Origin of the sequence: Tamilnaduibacter salinus (assembly GCF_003096655.1) — a bacterium.
In the GTDB taxonomy this organism is placed as follows: domain Bacteria; phylum Pseudomonadota; class Gammaproteobacteria; order Pseudomonadales; family Oleiphilaceae; genus Tamilnaduibacter; species Tamilnaduibacter salinus.
This window is the reverse complement of record NZ_QEKQ01000008.1, coordinates 166,988-186,598: the sequence shown is the minus strand read 5'-3', so window position 1 is coordinate 186,598 and position 19,611 is coordinate 166,988. Positions and strand designations below refer to the sequence as shown.

The 19,611-nt window shown below is 58.0% G+C and carries 18 protein-coding genes and 1 tRNA gene; 2 read left to right on the top strand and 17 right to left on the bottom strand.

Features of this window, described 5'->3' with window-relative positions:
• Nucleotides 1–61: 61 nt before the first annotated feature.
• The 7 genes from C8D92_RS12965 to C8D92_RS12935 form a co-directional block, all read right to left on the bottom strand.
• Nucleotides 62–2,584 carry an SLBB domain-containing protein gene (locus C8D92_RS12965; RefSeq protein ID WP_116919593.1) on the bottom strand — a complete coding sequence of 841 codons (2,523 nt, stop codon included), beginning with the start codon at nt 2,582–2,584 and terminating at the stop codon, nt 62–64.
• 232 nt (nt 2,585–2,816) lie between these two features.
• Entirely contained in the window at nt 2,817–3,854 is a 1,038-nt protein-coding gene (locus C8D92_RS12960; protein ID WP_116919592.1) for a capsule assembly Wzi family protein, read from the bottom strand.
• A 556-nt stretch (nt 3,855–4,410) separates the two neighbouring features.
• A complete protein-coding gene (locus C8D92_RS12955) occupies nt 4,411–5,343 on the bottom strand; it encodes a hypothetical protein (RefSeq protein ID WP_133243129.1) in 933 nt (310 codons plus the stop codon).
• A gap of 171 nt (nt 5,344–5,514) precedes the next feature.
• Nucleotides 5,515–7,539, bottom strand: coding sequence for a YjbH domain-containing protein (locus C8D92_RS12950; protein WP_165819277.1), 2,025 nt, complete (start codon nt 7,537–7,539; stop codon nt 5,515–5,517).
• Between the two features lie 243 nt (nt 7,540–7,782).
• Entirely contained in the window at nt 7,783–8,382 is a 600-nt protein-coding gene (gene cysC / locus C8D92_RS12945) for an adenylyl-sulfate kinase (protein ID WP_116919589.1), read from the bottom strand.
• Nucleotides 8,383–8,421: 39 nt separating this feature from the next.
• Entirely contained in the window at nt 8,422–8,895 is a 474-nt protein-coding gene (locus tag C8D92_RS12940) for a GxxExxY protein (RefSeq protein ID WP_207775179.1), read from the bottom strand.
• Between the two features lie 64 nt (nt 8,896–8,959).
• Nucleotides 8,960–10,726 (bottom strand): SLC13 family permease, encoded by a 1,767-nt coding sequence (locus C8D92_RS12935; protein ID WP_116919588.1) that lies wholly within the window; start codon nt 10,724–10,726, stop codon nt 8,960–8,962.
• 341 nt (nt 10,727–11,067) lie between these two features.
• On the opposite strand from C8D92_RS12935, the gene rfaH reads away from it, so the two are divergent.
• Nucleotides 11,068–11,553 carry a transcription/translation regulatory transformer protein RfaH gene (gene rfaH, locus C8D92_RS12930; protein WP_116919587.1) on the top strand — a complete coding sequence of 162 codons (486 nt, stop codon included), beginning with the start codon at nt 11,068–11,070 and terminating at the stop codon, nt 11,551–11,553.
• Between the two features lie 343 nt (nt 11,554–11,896).
• Here rfaH and cysQ read toward each other — a convergent pair whose 3' ends face one another.
• The 10 genes from cysQ to C8D92_RS12880 all read right to left on the bottom strand — a co-directional run bounded on the left by cysQ (nt 11,897) and on the right by C8D92_RS12880 (nt 17,321).
• Complete coding sequence (gene cysQ / locus C8D92_RS12925) at nt 11,897–12,661, bottom strand: 3'(2'),5'-bisphosphate nucleotidase CysQ (RefSeq protein WP_116919586.1); 765 nt, start codon at nt 12,659–12,661, stop codon at nt 11,897–11,899.
• A 136-nt stretch (nt 12,662–12,797) separates the two neighbouring features.
• Nucleotides 12,798–13,346, bottom strand: coding sequence for a hypothetical protein (locus C8D92_RS12920; protein WP_116919585.1), 549 nt, complete (start codon nt 13,344–13,346; stop codon nt 12,798–12,800).
• Nucleotides 13,343–13,651, bottom strand: coding sequence for a nucleotidyltransferase domain-containing protein (locus tag C8D92_RS12915; RefSeq protein ID WP_116919584.1), 309 nt, complete (start codon nt 13,649–13,651; stop codon nt 13,343–13,345). The genes C8D92_RS12920 and C8D92_RS12915 overlap by 4 nt, the downstream gene beginning before the upstream one ends.
• A 15-nt stretch (nt 13,652–13,666) precedes the next feature.
• Nucleotides 13,667–14,044, bottom strand: coding sequence for a type II toxin-antitoxin system VapC family toxin (locus C8D92_RS12910; RefSeq protein ID WP_116919583.1), 378 nt, complete (start codon nt 14,042–14,044; stop codon nt 13,667–13,669).
• Nucleotides 14,034–14,258, bottom strand: coding sequence for a hypothetical protein (locus C8D92_RS12905; protein WP_116919582.1), 225 nt, complete (start codon nt 14,256–14,258; stop codon nt 14,034–14,036). The genes C8D92_RS12910 and C8D92_RS12905 overlap by 11 nt, the downstream gene beginning before the upstream one ends.
• Nucleotides 14,259–14,300: 42 nt before the next feature.
• Entirely contained in the window at nt 14,301–14,720 is a 420-nt protein-coding gene (locus tag C8D92_RS12900) for a helix-turn-helix domain-containing protein (RefSeq protein ID WP_116919581.1), read from the bottom strand.
• A gap of 136 nt (nt 14,721–14,856) precedes the next feature.
• Nucleotides 14,857–14,932: transfer RNA gene (locus C8D92_RS12895), tRNA-Thr, on the bottom strand.
• Nucleotides 14,933–14,978: 46 nt separating this feature from the next.
• On the bottom strand, nt 14,979–15,416 hold the full coding sequence (locus tag C8D92_RS12890; protein ID WP_116919580.1) for a pilin: 438 nt from the start codon (nt 15,414–15,416) through the stop codon (nt 14,979–14,981).
• A 74-nt stretch (nt 15,417–15,490) separates the two neighbouring features.
• On the bottom strand, nt 15,491–16,702 hold the full coding sequence (locus tag C8D92_RS12885; RefSeq protein ID WP_116919579.1) for a serine hydrolase domain-containing protein: 1,212 nt from the start codon (nt 16,700–16,702) through the stop codon (nt 15,491–15,493).
• 109 nt (nt 16,703–16,811) lie between these two features.
• Nucleotides 16,812–17,321, bottom strand: a complete 510-nt coding sequence (locus C8D92_RS12880) for a pilin (protein ID WP_116919620.1) — start codon at nt 17,319–17,321, stop codon at nt 16,812–16,814.
• Between the two features lie 571 nt (nt 17,322–17,892).
• Here C8D92_RS12880 and pilB point away from each other — a divergent pair.
• On the top strand, nt 17,893–19,611 hold the full coding sequence (gene pilB / locus C8D92_RS12875) for a type IV-A pilus assembly ATPase PilB (protein WP_116919578.1): 1,719 nt from the start codon (nt 17,893–17,895) through the stop codon (nt 19,609–19,611).

The following is a 19,611-nucleotide window of genomic DNA, read 5'->3' as shown; positions in this document are numbered from 1 at the left end:
TCCCTCTTTGTTCTCTATGTTTTTTCTTCCGCGTCCCTCCGCGGTTTCCGCGGCGAATCTTTTACAAGTTACCCACTGCCGCTGCGCCCAATGCAATTTGATAAACGATCTGGCTGACGTTGGTCCACAGTTTCAGCTGGCTGATTCGGTCGACGTCGATGGGCATGATGATGGTGTCGCCGGGGCCGAGGTTGGTTGGGGTGCCGCCGAACCAGTTGCTGTCTTCCGGGAGGATGACGGAGCCGTCGGCTTTGACGACGTAGACGCGGTCTTCGTCGGCCTGGGCCGTTGGGCCGCCGCTGCGGTCGATATAGTCTTCGGCGGTCAGGCCCGGCTTATGCAAGTGGCTGGTGGGGAACTGGACTTCGCCGAAAACCGACACGGACTGCGGGATCTCCGGAACCGTGAGGGTGTCGCCATCCTGCAGTCGGATGGACTGATATTCCCCCTCATTGAGGACTGCCTGAAGGTCGATCACCATTCGTCCGACAGGACGGGCATCCTGGACTTGGTCCAGCAGATCCTCCAATGTGCTCTCTGAATCGGCATTCGCCTGATTCCCGAAGTCTTCACCCTGGAGTTGCTGCCCCAACAGGTCACCCTTGAGGCGCTCCTCCGCTTCCTTCAGGCGCTGAGCCTCCCGACGCTTGAGGTCTTCGCGCGTGAACACAGCGCCTCTGGGGAACGCGTTGTCGGTCAGTCCACCCGCGCGCCGAATCACGCTCTGGAGACTCTCTCCCTTGCGGAACGTGTATTCGCCCGGGTACTCAATTTCGCCCTCCAGAGAAACCGTGCGCTGCCGTGCATACTCCGGGATGCGTTTAACGAGCAGCCGGTCCCGGCTCTGAAGACGCTCAGCGCCGTTGCCGTTCATTGCTGTTTTGAGGTTGATTTCAATGATTCGGGTTTCGGTGCTGCCCTGCTCGGGCGTTTCATAACGGGCGATTTCGGCGGCGTACAGGGAAGCGGAGTCCTTGAGCCCCCCGGCCACCCAAATGGCATCCCGCACAGCGTGGGACGCTGGCATGGGATATTCACCCGGGTATCGCACGGGGCCGGAAATACTCACGGTCTGCTGCGGATGGCCCGGGCCGGCCTGGGCTTTCAGGCGACGCAGAACGGGGTTAAACAGTTGCTCGCGAGTGAAGTTGCGACCTTCCTCACCGCCCTTCACCTTCCCGGCATCCGAGAAAACCAGGAGCTGGTCCTTTTCCTGAAGCTGGATATCGGCGGCACTGCCCGGATTCTGGACCGCGTTCCGTAGGCGAACGTTGATGACGGAAATGGTGTCATCGTCCGGATCAGTCCGTACTACGGCGGCGTAGCGCTTGTCGGCCACCGGCATGAGGCTGGCGTCCAGCGAGGTGAACAGGGAACTGATGCGCATGCCCGGCACCCAGGCGAAGCGGCCGGTGCGGGTGGCGGCACCCTTCACTTCCACGTACTGGCCGGTGATGTCGGAAATGGCCGCAATACTGATGCGATCACCGGGCTGAACGGCCATTTGCCGGCCGGCCGCTTTCGTCAGATTGGCTTCGGCGATAACCCGGAGATAGTCGTCGTTGGTCCGTTCGATACGGGTGATCTGCGGGTAGGCCTGTGCGGTCATCCCCCCGGCAAGCTGAACCGCCTGTTCGACCGTGGTGGCACCGTCCAGCTCGTAGAGCGCCGGGCGGTAGACCTCGCCGCTGATGCCGACCCTCGGTCCAACCGGGGGTATGAAGATGACGTCGCCCGGCTGAAGGCGAGCGTCGTCGGAGGTGTCCCCGTCCAGAAGCAGGTCGTACAGGTCGAGCTCACCAATGACCTCACCATCGCGCTTGTGTTTAATGCGTCGCAAGGAGCCGGAACGCTGAACACCACCGGAGACAAACAGAGCGTTGGTAATGGTCGACAGCGAGCTGACGGTGTAAGCGCCCGGAGTCCGCGCCTCGCCCAGCACAAAGATGCGCATGCTGCGCAGCTCACCCAGGCTGACACTCGCACGCACGCCGATGAAGCTTTCTGAGATGAGGTTCTTGATGTTGGCCTGAAGCTCACGGAACGTCTGGCCAGCCACGTTGTGAGGGCCGATCTCGGGGATCTCGATATTCCCATCCCGGTTAACCGCCAACTCAAACTGGGCGTTTTTCTTGCCATACAGCTGAACCCGAACCACATCCCCCGGCCCGATCACGTAATCCGACGGCATAGGAATTTCGGTCACCGGTGCGAAGGTACTGGGCGCGCCCGCAAAGAGTTCGTAGCCATACGGCTCCAGCGAGTCTTCACCGCTGCCCTGTGCTTCCCCCTGGTCGTCGGTTGATGGCTTCGACGAGTCCGATCTTCCCGATTCCTCCTCGCTTTCCGCCTCAGCAAGCGGTTTGACCACCGGTTGAGGGGGCTCCTCGGGCTGGTCGGACCCACCGGTCTGCTCGCGCAGGTTCTCCAGATCCACTCCATATTGCTCCGCCAGCGCTTCCTGCTGGGCCTGGGGGAGCGACATGAAGCGGTCGATCTGGGATTGGGAGAGGGATTGCGCTCCCGCAAAGGGAGCCGTGACCGTTACGGAAAGAGCAACAAGGTTTCTGACAAGTCGGTTCATGCGTTCTCGTTATTGCTGCGTTCAGATCGTTGTTTCGCCGCGGAAACCTCGGAAGGACGCGGAAAAAGAGATTGTATTTGCCACGGAAGAACACCGAAAAACACGGAAGCGCCCTCCGGGCGTGAGAAAAGTGGCATATTGAACATGTTCACGCTCATTTTCCGTGTTCTTCAGTGGATTCCGTGGCTGACCATTCACTCTTCCGCACTATTCTGAGGATTCCGCGGCCATATCAAAATCGGTACGTCCACTCTGCCCCTGCTGTCCAGTTCTCGCCGCTCTGGGTGTCGAGGTCGTCGTCGGCGATCTGGGCGTTGAGGGTGAGCCAGCCTGCCAGTAGTTGGTGGCCGTAGGTGATTCGGGCGACGTTGAGGTTGTCGGTTGTCGGGTTGTTCCGGTGCTGGAGGACGAGGCCGGTGTTCCAGCCGGTGCCGGCGTAGTGATGGACGCCGAGGCTGGTGGTCCGGTCCTGTTGGGCGCCGAACTGGTTGATCGGGTCGCCGTGATGGCTCGGTGCGTTTGCCCGGGCATCGTCGTCGTGGGTTTCGTATTCGGTGAACCAGCGTTGTTCGCCGTGCCAGGCGGTGGTGACCCAGTCCAGGCCGGCCAGCCAGCCGTTGCTGTCGGTTTGATCAACGGTCTGTCGTGCCAGTTGGCCATAAATGCCAATCATGTTCGTGCCGATGGCATGGGCGTATCGGGCGTCCAGTGCCATCGTGTCGATGTCGTCTCGATTTCGCCCGGCGGCGTCCTGTTTGTGGGCACCAGCGCCGAGGGTAAGGCCGGCGGTCGGCTTGATGGTCCAGCGGGCACCGTAGAGCGTTTCTGACAGGCTGAAGTCGTCGCTCGGGCCGTCCTGTCTGTCGGCCAGTCGCGCGCCCATGATCGTGACGGACCAGGGACCGGTCATGCTGGCCAGTGGGCTGCGCGAGTCGGCATGACGCCGTAGGCTCACGGCTGGTATTGGTCGGCTCTGGCTTTCAAAGAGGAAGCTGCTTTGCTGTCCCGGCCCCCACCACCGGTCCGTGGCGCCTGCGGCCAGTGTCCAGCCCCGCTGATTAACGGCGACGTAGGTGCCGTCATAGCGCCATTCGGTATTGTCATCCGGTGATGGGGCGTAGCCTGGGGCCAGGCCCAATGCCAGCCATTCGCCCAGGTATTCGATGCGGAGTTGCGCCAGCCCATCCTGTTCCGGGAGCCGTTCCGCCCGCCCTCGGGAGACGCCATTGCCAATCTGCCCACCCAGGCTCAGGTCGCCCCGCCAGCCCATTGGGGCCCGTTCGGCTCTCTCGAAGCGGAGGTAAGCGCGGGATAGCGCCGTCGTCTTTGATGCGGATGCCCCGCTTAGGCGCCAGGAAACCGGCCATGTGGTGGCCGGCGGGAGGTCCGCGTCAAGATCACTCAGAAGTGTCGCCGCATGGTTGAGGCGCTGGTCTTCCGGCGATACCCAGGGGGCGGCGTGGGCCGTTGCTGCTACGAGCAGAAGAGGAACGGCTGCTTTTCGCCGCGGAATCCTCGGAAGGACGCGGAAAGGGGGTTGCCACGGAAGAACACGGAATGACACGGAAAGGGGGCCGATCAAGGTTTTAAGGTTTTAAGGTTTTAAGGTTTTAAGGTCAGGGTGCTGGCGGATGCGCTGTCGGACAACTCCGAAGTTGGAGATGTCGGCGACATTGAGCCCGAGACACATTTTTTGCCTGACTATTTCGCTGCGTTTTCTCGAGTGCACAGGAAAGAAGCGACCATCAGAATCTCGTCTTTCCGGTGAACTCGTTTGGGAGGGATGGCACACCCCGGGGTTCGGGGTGTGCCCTGCCATCATGGTTTTATGATGTGCCGGAACCGCCGGTGCCGCCGGTTGCGCCAGTGCCGCCGGTTTCTTCTTCAACTGCCTTGTCGTAGTTGTTTTTCAGCGTCTGCTGTTCCTGCTCAGCCTGCTGGATCTCCTGCTGACTCGGAACCGCCGGTTGTGCTTCGCTGGTCACCTGTTCGGCAACGGCTGTGGCGATGTCGGCCAGAGCCAGGCCACTCGTGTCGTTCTCAACGGCGTTGCGCACATCCTGGGCGTTCAGCTTCTTGATGGACGCGTTGAACCCGGCCGTGGTACCGCCAGTGTTGCCATTCAGCGTTGCGACCTGACGGCTCAGGACTTTGTTGACCAGATGCGTCTTGGCAGCAATCAGTCGATCCGCGTCGCTTGCGGACTCGTCGTTCTTCGCGGCAATCGGGTCGTAGCTGAGCGGGTCGTCAAAGCCGGAAGGCAGGCCTAGATCAGTCGCCAATTGCGTGGAAAACTTTTGTTTCAGCTGAGAGATCGTTTCTGACGAGCCACTGGCCAAAGCGGTTTCAACCCGGCTCTGAACGATGGTCGACAGTGCGCTAACGGCTTCGGACTTCGGCGGTGCTGAGAACTTCAGGTTCGGATCAACGGCATTGCCATTGTCAGCATCGGTCGTACCGGCACCGACGACGGCCAGCAGCGGGCGCAGTGCCTGGTCTTCGTTCAGCCCGGCGATCGAGAATTTGCCGTCTGCATCCGTGGCGCTAATGGGTTCCCCGTCGTCACACTGCTTATTGAGGTTCACGTCCACACAGACACGGGCGTTCTGGAGGTACCCGTCGTATACGACGCCAGAGGCGGTCGCGCCGGATGTGTCCGAGCTGGAGCTGCTCGTGCAGGCCGTCAGGCCGGCCAGCGGCGCCAGCAATGCCATGGTGGCAAGTTTTGATGCGGTTTTCCTTTCTGTTACGTGAGTCATAATCAGCCTCAGTTCTCCTGGTTTTGCTTTATTGGCAACGCATTGTTGGCACGGGTTATTGTCTGGACGGCCCATCCCAAAACCCTACACGTACTATAAGTTAGGTCTGTTAAAACGCAAGGATAGGGAGTGGAGTCCTCCTATTTTCGTTATTTCTCTCTTACAGTTCGATTAATGGCTGGTCAGCCGACCGCGATTGAGATGCCGCTCCCGGATCGGATGGGCGGACTCAAGCACCTGAGCACCGCCGAATGAGACGTCATTACGGTCTTCATTAACGCGGGTCTGAACACTGTAGTTCCAATCCGCATCGCCTTTGATCTGACCATAGCGGAAATTGGCGTCCCGCGTTGGTGTCAGGGGAATGGTCCAGCCCAGGCTGACGAACTGCGCGTCGGTGTCCTTGTAGGACAGGGTAATGGCATAGTCGCCGAACCAGAACCGGCTGTCCACGCGGAATCCCTGATCTTCAGCGAAGAACCGACCGCCGTAGACCGTCACATCGGCATTGTAGTCCGGATTGAAGTAGCTGTAGCGCGCGAGCGTCTGGGTCCGGCTGATGTCCTCGAACTTTTTATGCTGGAACCGGCCGACAATCCACCCCAGCGTGTGGCGACCGTTTGGTGACAACCACAGGCTCTCGTTGAGGCCACCATTGTAGTCCAGCGCATAACGTCCGCCGTGAAAGCTCGTATACACCTGCGGATGCGGTTTCAGTGTCTGCTGCACTTCCGCCTCGATGAAATCCGTCCGCTGGCGGCTGTCATAGAACACACCGTCCTCGTCGAAATCCTCCGACCGGGCCACTTCGGCGTTGTAGCTGGCACTGGCGAGCGCCCCGGGCCATAGGGAAGCCGACAGGCTGGCATTGACGGCCAGTGAGTAGTCCCACACCCCGTATTCCGTTGCCACGCCGGTGCTCAGGTTCGGGCGCAGGGTCAGGCGCGGTTTGTGATCCCAGCCGTAACTGCCCTCAAAGTCCCAGTCCTGATCCGTCTGGGGCTGCCACTCGGGGAAGTCGGTCTCGGTGGCGTACAACGCCGCTTCGTCGCCCGACAGCGGCACCGTGTGACGAATGACCGGAATGCGCTGATTCGTCAGCACCAGCCGCGCCGTCTCATGGGTTTCCGCTCTGGACTGAACCAGGCGGGCCACATCATAGATCGAATCCCGCTCGTCCCGGTTGTACAGATTGTTCTCCCAGCGGACGGTCAGCACCTTACCCTCTGAGCGAACGCGGACGTGTTCATAGCCTTCGCCCACGAGCGCAGCACCAATGCCAGCGGCTTCCTCAATGCGCTTTTCTTCCGTGTTTCCGTGTTTTTCAGTGTCTTTCCGTGGCTGATACGACTCATTTGGGCTGCCCTCCCGGGCAGCTCCGAAGTCGGAGACATCGGCTACAGGTGCCGTCTCATCCCCTCTTGCCACTTGTAACTTGTCACTTGCAACTGATTTCAGGTGCGTCTTAGACGCCTCGTTGCCAAACGGGATGCTGATGCCAACGGAGAAAAACCGCCGGTCACTCTCGGAATCGCCCTCGTTCCAGAGCAGCACCTTGCTTTTCACCTGCGCACCAAATGGCAACAGGCCCTTGGGGCTGTTCAGCCTCAGGCCCGCGCGAGCATCCTGTGCGTCATGTTCGGCGATCACGCCAGCCCACTCGACGGGGCTGTACTGGATGGCGCCGAAGGCCCCGTCGAGGTAGCGCCCCTCGATATCAGGGTCTCCATAGCCGGCCGACAGGTCCACAGGGCCGAGGGAACGACCGGCGACGATGTAGGTGGCATCAAAGAAATTGGCTTCCCCGCCAAGATCCTGTACACCGGCGGCAAGCGAGAACCACTCTTCCGGAATCAATGGCGCCTGAAGCTTGATGTTGGCCGAGAGATCCCGGATGTCGCACCCCACGCGGAAGCAGTTCGTCTGAGTCCGATTCCATGCCACGCGCCCCCCGACCTCCACCTTTGGGAACACGCCGAAGCCACCGGAGACGTTTTTGTAATGCCCGTAGCGCCCCCGCATATAGCCCTGATCGGAAAACTGAACGTCGGCCTGACCATGCGGCAGCGCCGTCGCCGACGGCACATTCAGATAGCCACTGTATCCAGGAAAGGCGATATCCGCTGCCAGGAGGGAGGGAGACACCGCGAGAAACGGCATCGCGAGGAGGGGACGTAACCGATGTTTGATGCTCAACCTCATAAGTCTATGGACGATTCAGGCACGCTACCGCCCCACCGACCGGTTCTGGTGCGTTCAGGGCCTGGCGACGGCGCAATGCGATTTCGAGTCAGGGACGGAGGAAAGGAGTACAAGGTTCCAGCTCGTCCCTGGCTGGCATTCTCTAACACGTTTTATGACAACGATAGTAATCGGTAAACCCCGATTCTAGGCGCTTACCGTCCATTCACAACGGCAGCGCCGTTAAACCCTGTGAAATCAGCGGCTTTCGAGAACAACGCCGTGTTCGAGAAGGTAGCCAATGAGCTGATCGATGCAGTCTTCAACCGACTGCCGGGACGTGTCCAGCACGACTTCGGCATGCTCCGGGGGTTCGTAGGGGGAATCGATGCCCGTGAAGTGCTTGATCTTTCCTTCCCGGGCCTTCTCATAAAGCCCCTTGGGATCACGGTCTTCGCAGGTTTCAAGCGGCGTATCCATGAACACTTCAATGAACTCGCCGGAGGGAAAGAGGTTACGCACCATGCGACGGTCGCTGGTGAATGGCGAGATGAAGGCACTGAGCACGATCAGGCCGGCGTCCGTGAACAGCTTGCTGACCTCGCCGATGCGACGGATGTTCTCAACACGGTCCGAGTCACTGAAGCCAAGGTCTTTGTTGAGACCATGGCGCACGTTGTCACCGTCCAGCAAAAAGGTGTGGTAGCCCCGTCGATAGAGGGCAACGTCCAGAGCGTTGGCAATGGTGGACTTACCAGACCCGCTCAGGCCGGTGAACCAGAGCAGACAGGGGCGTTGATGCTTGGGCTCGGCGCGCTCCGCGCGGGTGATCTTGTGGTCGTGCCAGACGATGTCCATTCGTGCGTCGTACCGTTGTGTGCCAGATTTGAAATAAGTTTATAACGATAGCATGGGGTGGCTGGTTCGCGAAGAGCAGAGATTAGCCACGGAAAAACACAGAAAGCACGGAAAGCGCCCTTCGGGCGCGAAACCTACAAGACAATTCTTTTCACGTTTGCCTTGGGATAGGAAAAGTTTGACCAGGAGACCGATCTGGAACCGAGTTGCTCTTAAATAGTTGATCAACTGCGCTTCTGCACCGACAGGCATCCTGCTCTGCGCTTTGAGCTCTATGATGACCTGATTCTCGACCAAGAGATCCAAACGGAAGTCCGCTACCTCTTTCCCTTTGTACCGAACGTTGACTGGATACTCCTGCTCCACACTCAAACCTCTCGAGAGAAGCTCTTCAACCAGGGCCTTTTGGTAGACCCTCTCCAAAAAACCGTACCCCAGCTCACGGGACACCTCGAATATTGCACCTTTGATCGAATAAGTAAGCTCTGAAGCCAATAAATTGCGGTGATTCATGCCCATTTCCTTCCATGGAGATCTGTTTCTCTGTCCTTTCCGTGCCTTCCGTGTATTTCCGTGGCTAAAACCCCCAAATCAACGGCACCAACCCAACCACCGTCGAACCGACTGCCAGCGTCATGGGCAGGCCGGTGCGGAGGTAGTCGGTGAAGTGGTAACCGCCGGGGCCCATCACCATCAGGTTGGTCTGGTAGCCGATGGGGCTGAGGAAGCTGGCTGAGGCGGCGAACATGACGGTGATGGCGTAGGGCATGAAGCTGACGTCCAGCTGGTTCGCCAGAGCCACGGCAATGGGGAACATCAACACAGCGGCGGCATTGTTGGTGATCAGCTCGGTCATGATGGCGGTGATCAGGTACACCAGTGCCAGCGCTACCCAGGGATGGAGGCTGGCGTCGCCGAGTATCAGGCCGGCAATGCTGTCCGCAGCGCCGGAGACCTGCATGGCCTGCCCGAGCGCAAACGAGGCGGCTATAACCGTGAGTACCTGATAGTCGATGGCGCGCCGGGCCTGGGTGCTGGTGACGCAACGGGTGGCCAGCATTGCGCCGGCGGCAACCAGTGCCGATTCGAACACGCTGAGCAGCCCAACAACGTTCAAAAGCACCATCCCGACGAGGATCAGGGCGGACAGTGGTGCTTTACGGTGATCAATGCGCCCGGCGTCGTTCAGTAGGCTGACCAGCAGGAAGTCACGGCGAAAACGGTATTGATCCACGAAATCCGGACTGCCTTCCAGCAGCAGCGTATCGCCAACCTGAAGGCGGATATCACCGATCTTGCCCTTCAGGCGCTCACCGCGGCGGGAAATCGCGAGAATGGCGGCGCCGTAGTTGGACCGGAAGCGGGCGTCTCGCACGTTCTTCCCCAACCCCGGGAAGTCCGGCCCCAGAACGACTTCAATCAGACAACGGCGATGGCTTTCCAGCGCCAGTTTTTCGGAGCCGCCATTGGCCGGCGCCAACCCCCGGATGGAGCGCACCTCGTCGGCGCAGCGCGGTTCCCCGATAAAACGAAGCAGGTCGCCGGCCTCAAGCACTGTCTCCGGGCCAACAGCGGACATGAGTCGCCCGCCACGCTCAATTTCCATCAGATAGCCGTAGGCCAGGTTCCGCAGGCCGGCCTCGACGATGGTTTTCCCGGCCAGGAAACTGGCCTCCGGAACCCGCATGTCAACGCTGTACTCGCGGGCGCTCTCCATCTGTTGCATCAGCCCGCCACGGTCGGGCAGAAACCGGTGGGCAATCAGAAGAAACACAATAGACCCGACGAGAATCAGCGGCACCCCCACCCAGGCCAGCTCAAACAGACCCAGCGCGTCACCGGAGGTGGACTGGATCAGACCGTCCACAACCAGGTTGGTGCTGGTTCCGATCAGCGTGCAGGTGCCGCCAAGGATGGCGAAATAGGACAGTGGCATAAGCAGGCGCGACGCAGACAGCCCCAGGCGGCGGCTCCACTCCTGCACCGCCGGGATGAACATGGCCACAACCGCCGTGTTGTTCATGAATGCACTGAGCCCTGCCGTTGGGGCGATCAGCCGGAACTGCGCACCGCGGGCACTACGAGGGACGCCGAGCAGCTGATCCGCCAACCACCGCACGGCCCCGGTCTGTTTCAGGCCCGCAGCAATCACATAAAGCACGGCCACGGTCAGCACGCCGGGGTTGCTGAATCCCACCAGAGCCTGCTCGGGCGTGAGCACTCCCAGCACCAGCAGGACCGCCATGGCGGCCGCCAGGACCAGGTCCGCTGACACGCGGGTAAAAATCAGAGTGGCAAACACAGCGCCGATAGTCAGGAGGGTGAGGTGTGCGTCGGGTGACATAGATTGGGTTCACATCCTTGGATGGCGACAGGATAGCGGCGACACGGCGAAGTTGCTACAGCCTTTATGGATTCGCCGCGAAACCCGAGAAGGAACGAGGAAAGGACTATATTGGCCACGGAAAGACACAGAAAGCACGGAAACGCCCTTCGGGCGGAAAGAAGTTAGAAGAAACGACCTGCAGATACTGATGCTCCGAACCCCTTACGTCTCTGGCTTCTATCGACCGACAACATGACCAAATGTCGTTTTCGAATCTCATTTTTCCGTGCTTTCTGTGTTTTTCCGTGGCCCACACTATTCGGTTACAATCCGTAACCCGCTTTAAAGGAGTTGAAGCCATGCCGTGGTACGCGATCCAGCACAAGCCGGCGCAGGGGGATCGGGCGTTGGCGAATCTGCAGAACCAGGGTGCGTCGTGCTTCTATCCGAAGATCGAAGTGGAACGCATTCGGGGCAATAAGCGGCAGAAGCGGCTGGAGCCGTTATTTCCCGGGTATCTGTTCATCAACATCGAGCAGACCGACCCGCTCTGGGCCAAGCTACGCTCGACCCGGGGCGTGGGCCGCGTGGTGAGCTTCGCCGGCAAACCCGCTCCGATTGACGATGCGGTGATCGATCATATCCGGGACAGCCTGGACAAAGTGGCCGACGCCGGCGGCATTCAGCCAGGCCAGCCCGTTGAAGTGGATAACGGGCCATTCCAGGGTATTCAGGCTGTTTTTGAGGCCTACGACGGTGAGGAGCGAGCCATTGTGTTGATGAACTTCATGCACACGCAGCAACGGGTGTCGGTGCCGGTGGCTGGGGTTCGGAAGAGGGAGTGATTCGCCGCTGAAACGCCAACAAAGGTCTGAACGTTTTAAAGTCTGAAGGTTTTAAAGTCGGTGACGGTTGGCAACTGTAGCCGATGTCTCCGGCTTCGGAGTTGCCTGCGAAGGCAACCTGTTTTCGCCGCGGAATCCACGGAATGACTCGGAAAAGACGGTGTTTGCCACCGAAGGACACGGAAAACACGGACGAAAAACAAGCGACAAGAAGTGCTGGTCTTCAAGCTGAGGGGTGACACACTCGAGCAACTTGTGACTTGCACTTCTTCTTCGCCCGGAGGGCGTTTCCGTGTCGTTCCGTGTTCTTCCGTGGCAAACAACCTTCCTCAGTTACCCAGACTCAGTACCAGCTGCCGGACGCCACGAAGTAGGGATTTTTCACGTTTTCCTTGCCGTAAACGACCGGGTCGCCGTCGAGGGTGCGGACTTTTCCGCCGGCGGCGTTGAGGATGGCGTGGGCGGCGCCGGTGTCCCACTCGCAGGTGGGGCCAAGGCGTGGGTAGATGTCGGCGTGGCCTTCGGCGACGCGGCAGAACTTGAGGGAGCTGCCGGCCTGTACCAACTGGTGGGGGCCGAGGTTGTCAATGAACGCCCGAGTTTCCTCGTTGAGGTGGCTCTTGCTGGCCACAACCCGCTTCTCTTCCGGCGGCACCACAACGTGGAGACGACGGGTGCGGCCGTTGCGCTCACGCTTCCAGGCGCCCTCGCGTTTTGTGCCGTAATACACTTCATGCTTCGCCGGCACGGTCACAACGCCCATGACCGGTTCCCCGCCCTCAATCAAGGCGATGTTGACCGTGAATTCGCCGGTGCGGTTGGTGAAATCCTTGGTCCCGTCGATCGGGTCCACCAGCCAGAACTGGTGCCAGTGGCGCCGCTCGCTCCAGGGCGCACTGGCGGACTCCTCGGACAGAATCGGAATGTCCGGAGTCAGGTTGCGCAGGGCCCGGGAGATGATGTCGTGGGACGCGATATCGGCCGCGGTAATGGGCGACTCGTCGTCCTTGAACTGCACCGAAAAGTCCGTCTGGTAGATGGAGAGGACTTTCTCGCTGGCCTGTTCGGCAATCCGGATGACATCCGGGATGAGTGAGGAATAGTGCATACAATCCGTCTTAAGGTTTGAAAGTTTTAAGGTCGGAGTTACGAATGGCAAGTCTCAAGTGACAAAAGGGGCGGGAACCGCTGGGCCGCGCGGGAAGACCGGAACTTGCTACTTGCTACTTGCTACTTGCTACTTGCTACTTGCTACTTACGGAAGCCTGCATTCTCTCGATAACCGCATCAAATTCAGGCTGAAACGTGTTGGATGCCGGTTTTACGCCCAATGCTTTTTCCGAACAATCCATCAGGTTGGCAGCCGTCTGATAAAGCATGGGTTCGAGTTCGTGCAGCGCGTTGAAATGTTCTGCAATCAGCTGGTAATCCGTCTCATAGTCATGGGCCGCCATATTGCGGACGACTCTCCCCTCTTGCCACGCCTCACGCGAACTGATGACGCCCAGTTTTTCAAATAAAACGATCACCTTGAGGAAGTAATCCACCGGCTCACCCAACAACTCCGCAGCATGCCTCATCGACAGGGCCAGTGTGTCCTGTAGTTTTGCAAACCGCTCGTTGACCGCCGACAACGTCTCGAAAAACTCGGCATCCTTGTTCCTTTGCTCCAGAATCGAAGAATCCAGAGGCCAGAGGATTTTTGATGACGACGACGAAAGAAAAAAAACGCATCGCTGACAGGCTTCCAGCAACTGCGACAGATAGCGCATTTCCTGTTCGGTGACCGTCATTGCGCACCGCTCTCCTGAATCGCCACGGCAGACTCTCTCGCAATGTTCTCAAATGGGGTGAACGATTGCCCTTTCTGGTGAAACACGGCGTCGACAGGCAGTTGCAAAGCGTTTTCCAGAGCCATTTTGAGACGCGCACGCACTCGGACTGAGGCGTGATCCGCAGTTTCAATGTAGAGATCCAGGTCACCGCCACGGCGACTGTCATCAACGCGTGAGCCGAAGACGCTGACTTCTGCCTGCGTTCCGAGATGCTTTTCCACAATCCGCACTATGGTTTTCTGCTCTTCGTTGGTCAGTCGCATACCACCAAGCCGCGTTCAACCTGAACTCTGCTCCAGCAACTCTTCCAGAGTGACCGATGCCCCGCCATGACGTTCCCTCAGCTTTCTGTCGTTCGTCACCAGTACCCCATCAGCCAGTTGCGCGGAGGCTGAAACAATACTGTCCGGCAACTTCAGCGACGTTGCTTTTCGAATCTCAATCGCTCGATCCTTCACGTCCGAGGTCAATCCGATTACATGGATTCCAGTGAGAATATCTCGAAGAACACGCTCCTCAGATGCCGTGAGAGCGGGCCAGGACAGAAGCTCCATTTCCGTAATCACGGATGTGAAATAACGATAGCCTGGGAGCTTGACACGACCGTTGATCGCGTAAATCCACGCGTTCGTGTCCAGAAAATATCTACCAGTCATCCCGCATCGTTCTCTGCACCTGAAGGCCATCCTGGCCTTCAAACGAATGAATCACACAACCAGAGAAATCCAGACCCACTTCATCCGCTGCTTCTGCCACATTCTCGTCGACCATGACAACCACTTTCGCGTGGCTATTCTTGAGACGCTCATACTGTTCCGGAATCCTGACAATTCCGTTCTCAATATTCGCCTCAAATTCGATTGCGTACATCACCAACCTCCATCAAGAAAGCGTGTGGTGACCAGACAATAGTCACGGACCCACCCCGTCGAGAACCCGCCCTTTGACATCGTCAGACATCAAAAGATCGTCAACATCGACGTTAAGCGCTTTCGCCAGGCGGCTCAACATGGTGGCTGAGCCGGTCTTGCGACCAGACTCGATCTGGGACACATACGATTTTCCAACGCCAGCCGAGCGACCCAGGGCCTCCTGCGTGAGACCACGATAGGTTCTCCAAACCCTGAGCGGGTGCTCATCGCCGGAGACCAGGCGCTCCACCACATCGCCCGGAATCAGCTCATCCTTACCTTCCGCAACGTCCCGCATCGCCTCGTGAGCATCGGCAACATCCTGTGCGTCTTCAGCCAACCGAAGCAGCGCCTGATATTCATCATACGGAATCACCGCCCACTCTGGCGCCCCTTCTTTTTCAATCACCTGAACCGTCATTTGTACGCATCTCCACGCCGGTGTCTATCAACGTACTTCCATGTTTACTAATGGTCAACAACGTGTTTACTGAACTTCCAGCGCAGTACTCAAAACAAAGAAGGGCCACCCGCAGGCAGCCCTTCTACTGAATCTGTGGTGCCGGAAGAGGGAGTCGAACCCCCGACCTACGCATTACGAATGCGTTGCTCTACCTGCTGAGCTATTCCGGCGACCGGGCAGGATAGTAGCCAATTGGCGATGGGTCGGCAAGGGGTTTTAGAGGGTGCAGCCCTCCGGCATGAACCGCGCCTCCCAGGTGCCAACCGCCGCCGAGTTATCCACCTGGCAGGTCCACATGCCGTTGGTGTCTCTCTCAAGCCGGATAATAATGCCTGACACTTTCGAGCTGACATTGCCGCCGAGGGTCACCTCGAGCTGCCCCGATCCGTCAGTGTTGAAGCTGGCAATATCGACCGATTTACTGCCGGTGGTAAGCCCTGAGGGCGAATAACCAAGATCTGTGTTGTCGATGGCGGTATTCCCCTCGACCAACTGTTTTTCAACAGCGCTCTTATAGCTGGCAAGCTCGCCATGCGCTCGTGAAACCTGAGAGCTCACCACATAATCCTGATATGAGGGTATGGCGATTGCAGCCAGAATGCCGATGATCGCCAGAACGATCATCAACTCGATTAACGTGAAGCCCCGTTCCATTGCCAATCTCCTCTGGTGCGTTTGTGTAGATGGCAGCAACATACGGGCCAGCTTCACGACTTATTGCCCGGGGATCACTCTTTGTCTGAATAGAAGTCAGCAAGTCGGTTGTAGAACCGCTGATACAGCATCTTCTTGGACTCAAACCCATTCGGCGGCTGGCCGGCTCCCAGCCACACCAGAACCCCACCCCGGTCATCCATCATGACCATGCTGGAGGCACCAGGGAGATGCCCGCCCTGAATGTACACTGGGAACGGGCCATCCTCAGGCTGGTATTGATACGCGGCGTACCCATAGCAGCCTCTAATATTGGTAGGAGAGCACTTGTCGGACTGGTAATCGTAAGAGGTGACGTTCAGCGGCCTGCTGACCAGCATCCCCCGAACTTGCCGGGCCAGAGCGACCGCATTTCCCGACAGCCCCGCAGAAGACGATAGTGCGGCGAAATCCCAATACCTGTAATAATCATCCGACAGGAAGTTGCTGTGCCTGAAATCGTAACGGACCTCATCGTCAAGGTAAGGGCCATCAATGAACCGAATCCCGTGCTCACCGATAGCATATCGCTCTTTGATGTATTCGCGGTAGCCAACACCGGTTGTTTGCTCAATGACAACGCCCAGCAGGCAATACCCCAGGTTGGAATAGGCCGGCTGAGTGCCCGGTTCGTGCTCCAACGTTCTTTCCGATATACGCTTCAGACTCCCGGGACACCATGGGGTTTTGTTTAGCTGCAGCATGTCAGGCATGCCGATAGTTCGATTAAAACCGGAGGTGTGATTCAAAAGATCCTGAATCGTGATGTCGGCAATACGCTCATCCTTTAACTCTCTAACGGGAGGCAAGAACTCCAGAAGCCTGGACTCAAAGCTCAAGCGCCCTTCATCAACCAGTCCCAGAATTGCATCTGCCGTAAACAGCTTTGTGGTGCTGGCATACCGAAAACGTGTTTCCGGTCTCACTTTATCTGAAAAAAACGGCGCCTTCTGCCATCCATTTTCGCAGTGGTGAAGGGTGCCATTAGGCGAAACGTAAGCAACCTGATTGGCGAGACCACCTCCATTTCGACGGACATCAGCTACGACCTTATCCATCCAAGCAGGAGACCCAGTTGAACAGCTGCCTGTCAATTCCGACAAGCTAGCCTCTATTGGATAGATGAAGCGGGAGAAAGCAAGAGGGCGGGCAATAACAAGGTGAGAAAGCCATACAAAAAAGGCCAAAAGCGCCGCAACAACAATCACCCTCTTCAACTTTTTTCGCCGGAACGGCACTAACTTCATGTCAGCTGAGAAACAATAACAGTTATTAAATGAAAATGCCCCCTAGCTTAGCCAGAGGGCATACCAGTAAAAGCTTAGTGCTTAAACTTAATCCTGCCCTAAAGATTTACTAATTCGAGCTGTAATCAGGGACCGCGTCAAGATCGTTAGCAGCATCGGTCAGGCTGTCTGTCTGGTTGCAACCCGCCGGGGTGTATGCTGTATCAACAGTCGTCTCACAAAACCACTCGCCTCCAGTGGTGCGAACCCATTGAAGATTATCTCCATCTATATCCACTGACGCATTGCCACCAAACGTTGCCGTCAAAGAAACGCTCGAATCTGCAAAAGTCGCCGTCAAACCGGCCGTGCCAGATCCACCAGACCCCTGGAGATCCTCTGCCCCGGCAAGCACGTTACTGTTACTCCAACCGAAATTACAGTCAGACTCGCTCAGGCCTTTTAGGAGACAGTCTTCAGTCGCCGTCCGGAGCGCACCGACTTCACCCATCACACGACCGACCTGTGAGCTGGCCACATAAGTCTGGTACTGCGGAATGGCAATCGCGGCCAGGATGCCGATGATGGCGACCACGATCATCAGTTCGATGAGCGTGAAGCCCTGTTGCCCTTGATTCATCTTGATGTTCTTCATGAGAAGACCTCTTTGACGTCGTTTGTTGTCTCGAATCGGCCCGGCTGCCGGTTTGCGTGACCGGTACCGCTTGAGCCTGTCTAGACGCAAGCAGCGACCGTGCCAACTGCAAGATTGTGTTAAAAAATGGCGCCAATTCAGACTACTACCTCAACTGTAACAACAGGTTACCGCTGAATCGTCACCTCGTTGCTGTCGATTATTGGCGGTATGTGACGTTTTTTGTCAGTTCTTTTCGCCGCGGAATCCGCGGAAGGACGCGGAAAAAAGAAGATTCAGCCACGGAAACACACGGAAAGCGCCCTTTAGGCGCGAAAGGAAAGTAGCAGGACGGTAAAATCCAGCCGCACAAAACTCGGAGGGCTTCTCGATACTTTTCCGTGCGTTCTGTGTTTTTCCGTGGCAAACACCATTTCTTTTCCGCGTCCTTCTGCGGATTCCGCGGCGAATAACGGCGGCCAGCCGCTTCGGTACAAGGCCTGCGCCTTTCAATCTACGGCGCGGCCATCTAAACTACTTTTCACACTTATTTTTCCCGATCATTACGACCTTATCTATGCCTCCAGAGAACAAGAACATCCGGCTGACTGGCCTTGCACGACGCTTCGTGGATGATGGTCTGCTGGATGAGGATGCGGCGAAGGATGCGTTCCTTCAGGCGTCCAATAACAAGATTCCGTTGATCACCTATCTGGTCCAGAACCAGTTGGCGGACAGTGGTCGCCTGGCCTATGCGGCGGCGCTGGAGTTCGGCATGCCGGTGATTGACCTGAGCGCGTTCGTCCCGGAGATGCTGCCGGAAAAGATCGTTGACGAGAAGCTGGTCCGGAAGCATAGCGCTCTCCCCCTGTACAAGAGAGGCAATCGCCTGTTCCTGGCGGTCTCAGATCCGACGAACATTCAGGCGCTCGATGAAATCAAGTTCAACACCGGCCTCAGCACCGATGCGGTGCTCGCCGATGACGGCAAGCTCCATGGCCTGATTGATCGCTACCTGGAATCCCAGGAAGAGTCCATGGGCGATCTGGGCGATGATGATCTGGAGGATATCGATGTCGAAGGCGGCGAGGATGACGATGACACCGATGCCGTCAAGCCGTCCGATGTCGACGACGCCCCTATCGTCAAGTACGTCAACAAACTACTGCTCGACGCCATTCGCGGTGGCGCCTCAGACATCCACTTCGAGCCCTATGAGAAGACCTATCGCGTTCGGTACCGGACGGACGGGGTTCTCAAGGAAATGTCGAAGCCATCCATCAAACTCGCCCCGAAGATCTCGGCGCGCGTGAAGATCATGGCCCAGCTCGACATTTCCGAGCGCCGGGTGCCGCAGGATGGCCGCATCAAGATGAAGCTGTCCAAAACGAAGGCGATCGATTTCCGGGTCAACACCCTACCCACACTCTGGGGCGAGAAGATCGTTCTGCGGATTCTGGACCCGACGGCCGCCCAGATGGGCATCGATCAGCTCGGGTACGAAGAAGACCAGAAAGAGCTGTACATGAATGCCCTGAGCCAGCCACAAGGCATGATTCTCGTGACCGGCCCGACCGGTTCCGGCAAGACGGTCTCTCTGTACACCGGTCTCAACATCCTGAACACGCCCGAGCGCAATATTTCCACGGCGGAAGATCCGGCGGAGATCAACCTGGAGGGCATTAACCAGGTCAACGTCAACAACAAGGTCGGCCTGGATTTCGCGGCGGCGCTTCGATCATTCCTGCGCCAGGACCCGGACGTGATCATGGTGGGCGAAATCCGGGACCTGGAAACGGCCAACATCGCCATCAAGGCGGCCCAGACCGGTCACCTGGTGCTCTCGACACTGCACACCAACAGCGCGGCGGAAACCCTGACCCGGATGATGAACATGGGGGTGGCCTCGTTCAACATCGCGACGTCCGTGAGCCTGATCATTGCCCAGCGGCTGGGACGGCGCCTGTGCAAGGCCTGTAAGGAGCCGGCGGATGTTCCCCGTGACGTCCTGATTGCGGAGGGCTTCACGGAGGAACAAATTGAAACAGGCTTCACGTTGTACCGCCCCAAGGGCTGTGATAAATGCAATGGAGGCTACAAGGGCCGCGTTGGGATTTACGAAGTGGTCAAGATCACCGAAGAGCTGGAAAACATGATTATGGAGGAGGCAAGCTCCATCCAGATCGAAAAGCAGGCCCGCAAGGAAGGCTTCCCCAACCTGAGGCAATCGGCCCTTGAGAAGGTGATGCAGGGCGTCACCAGCCTGGAAGAAGCGAACCGTGTGACGAAGGACTAA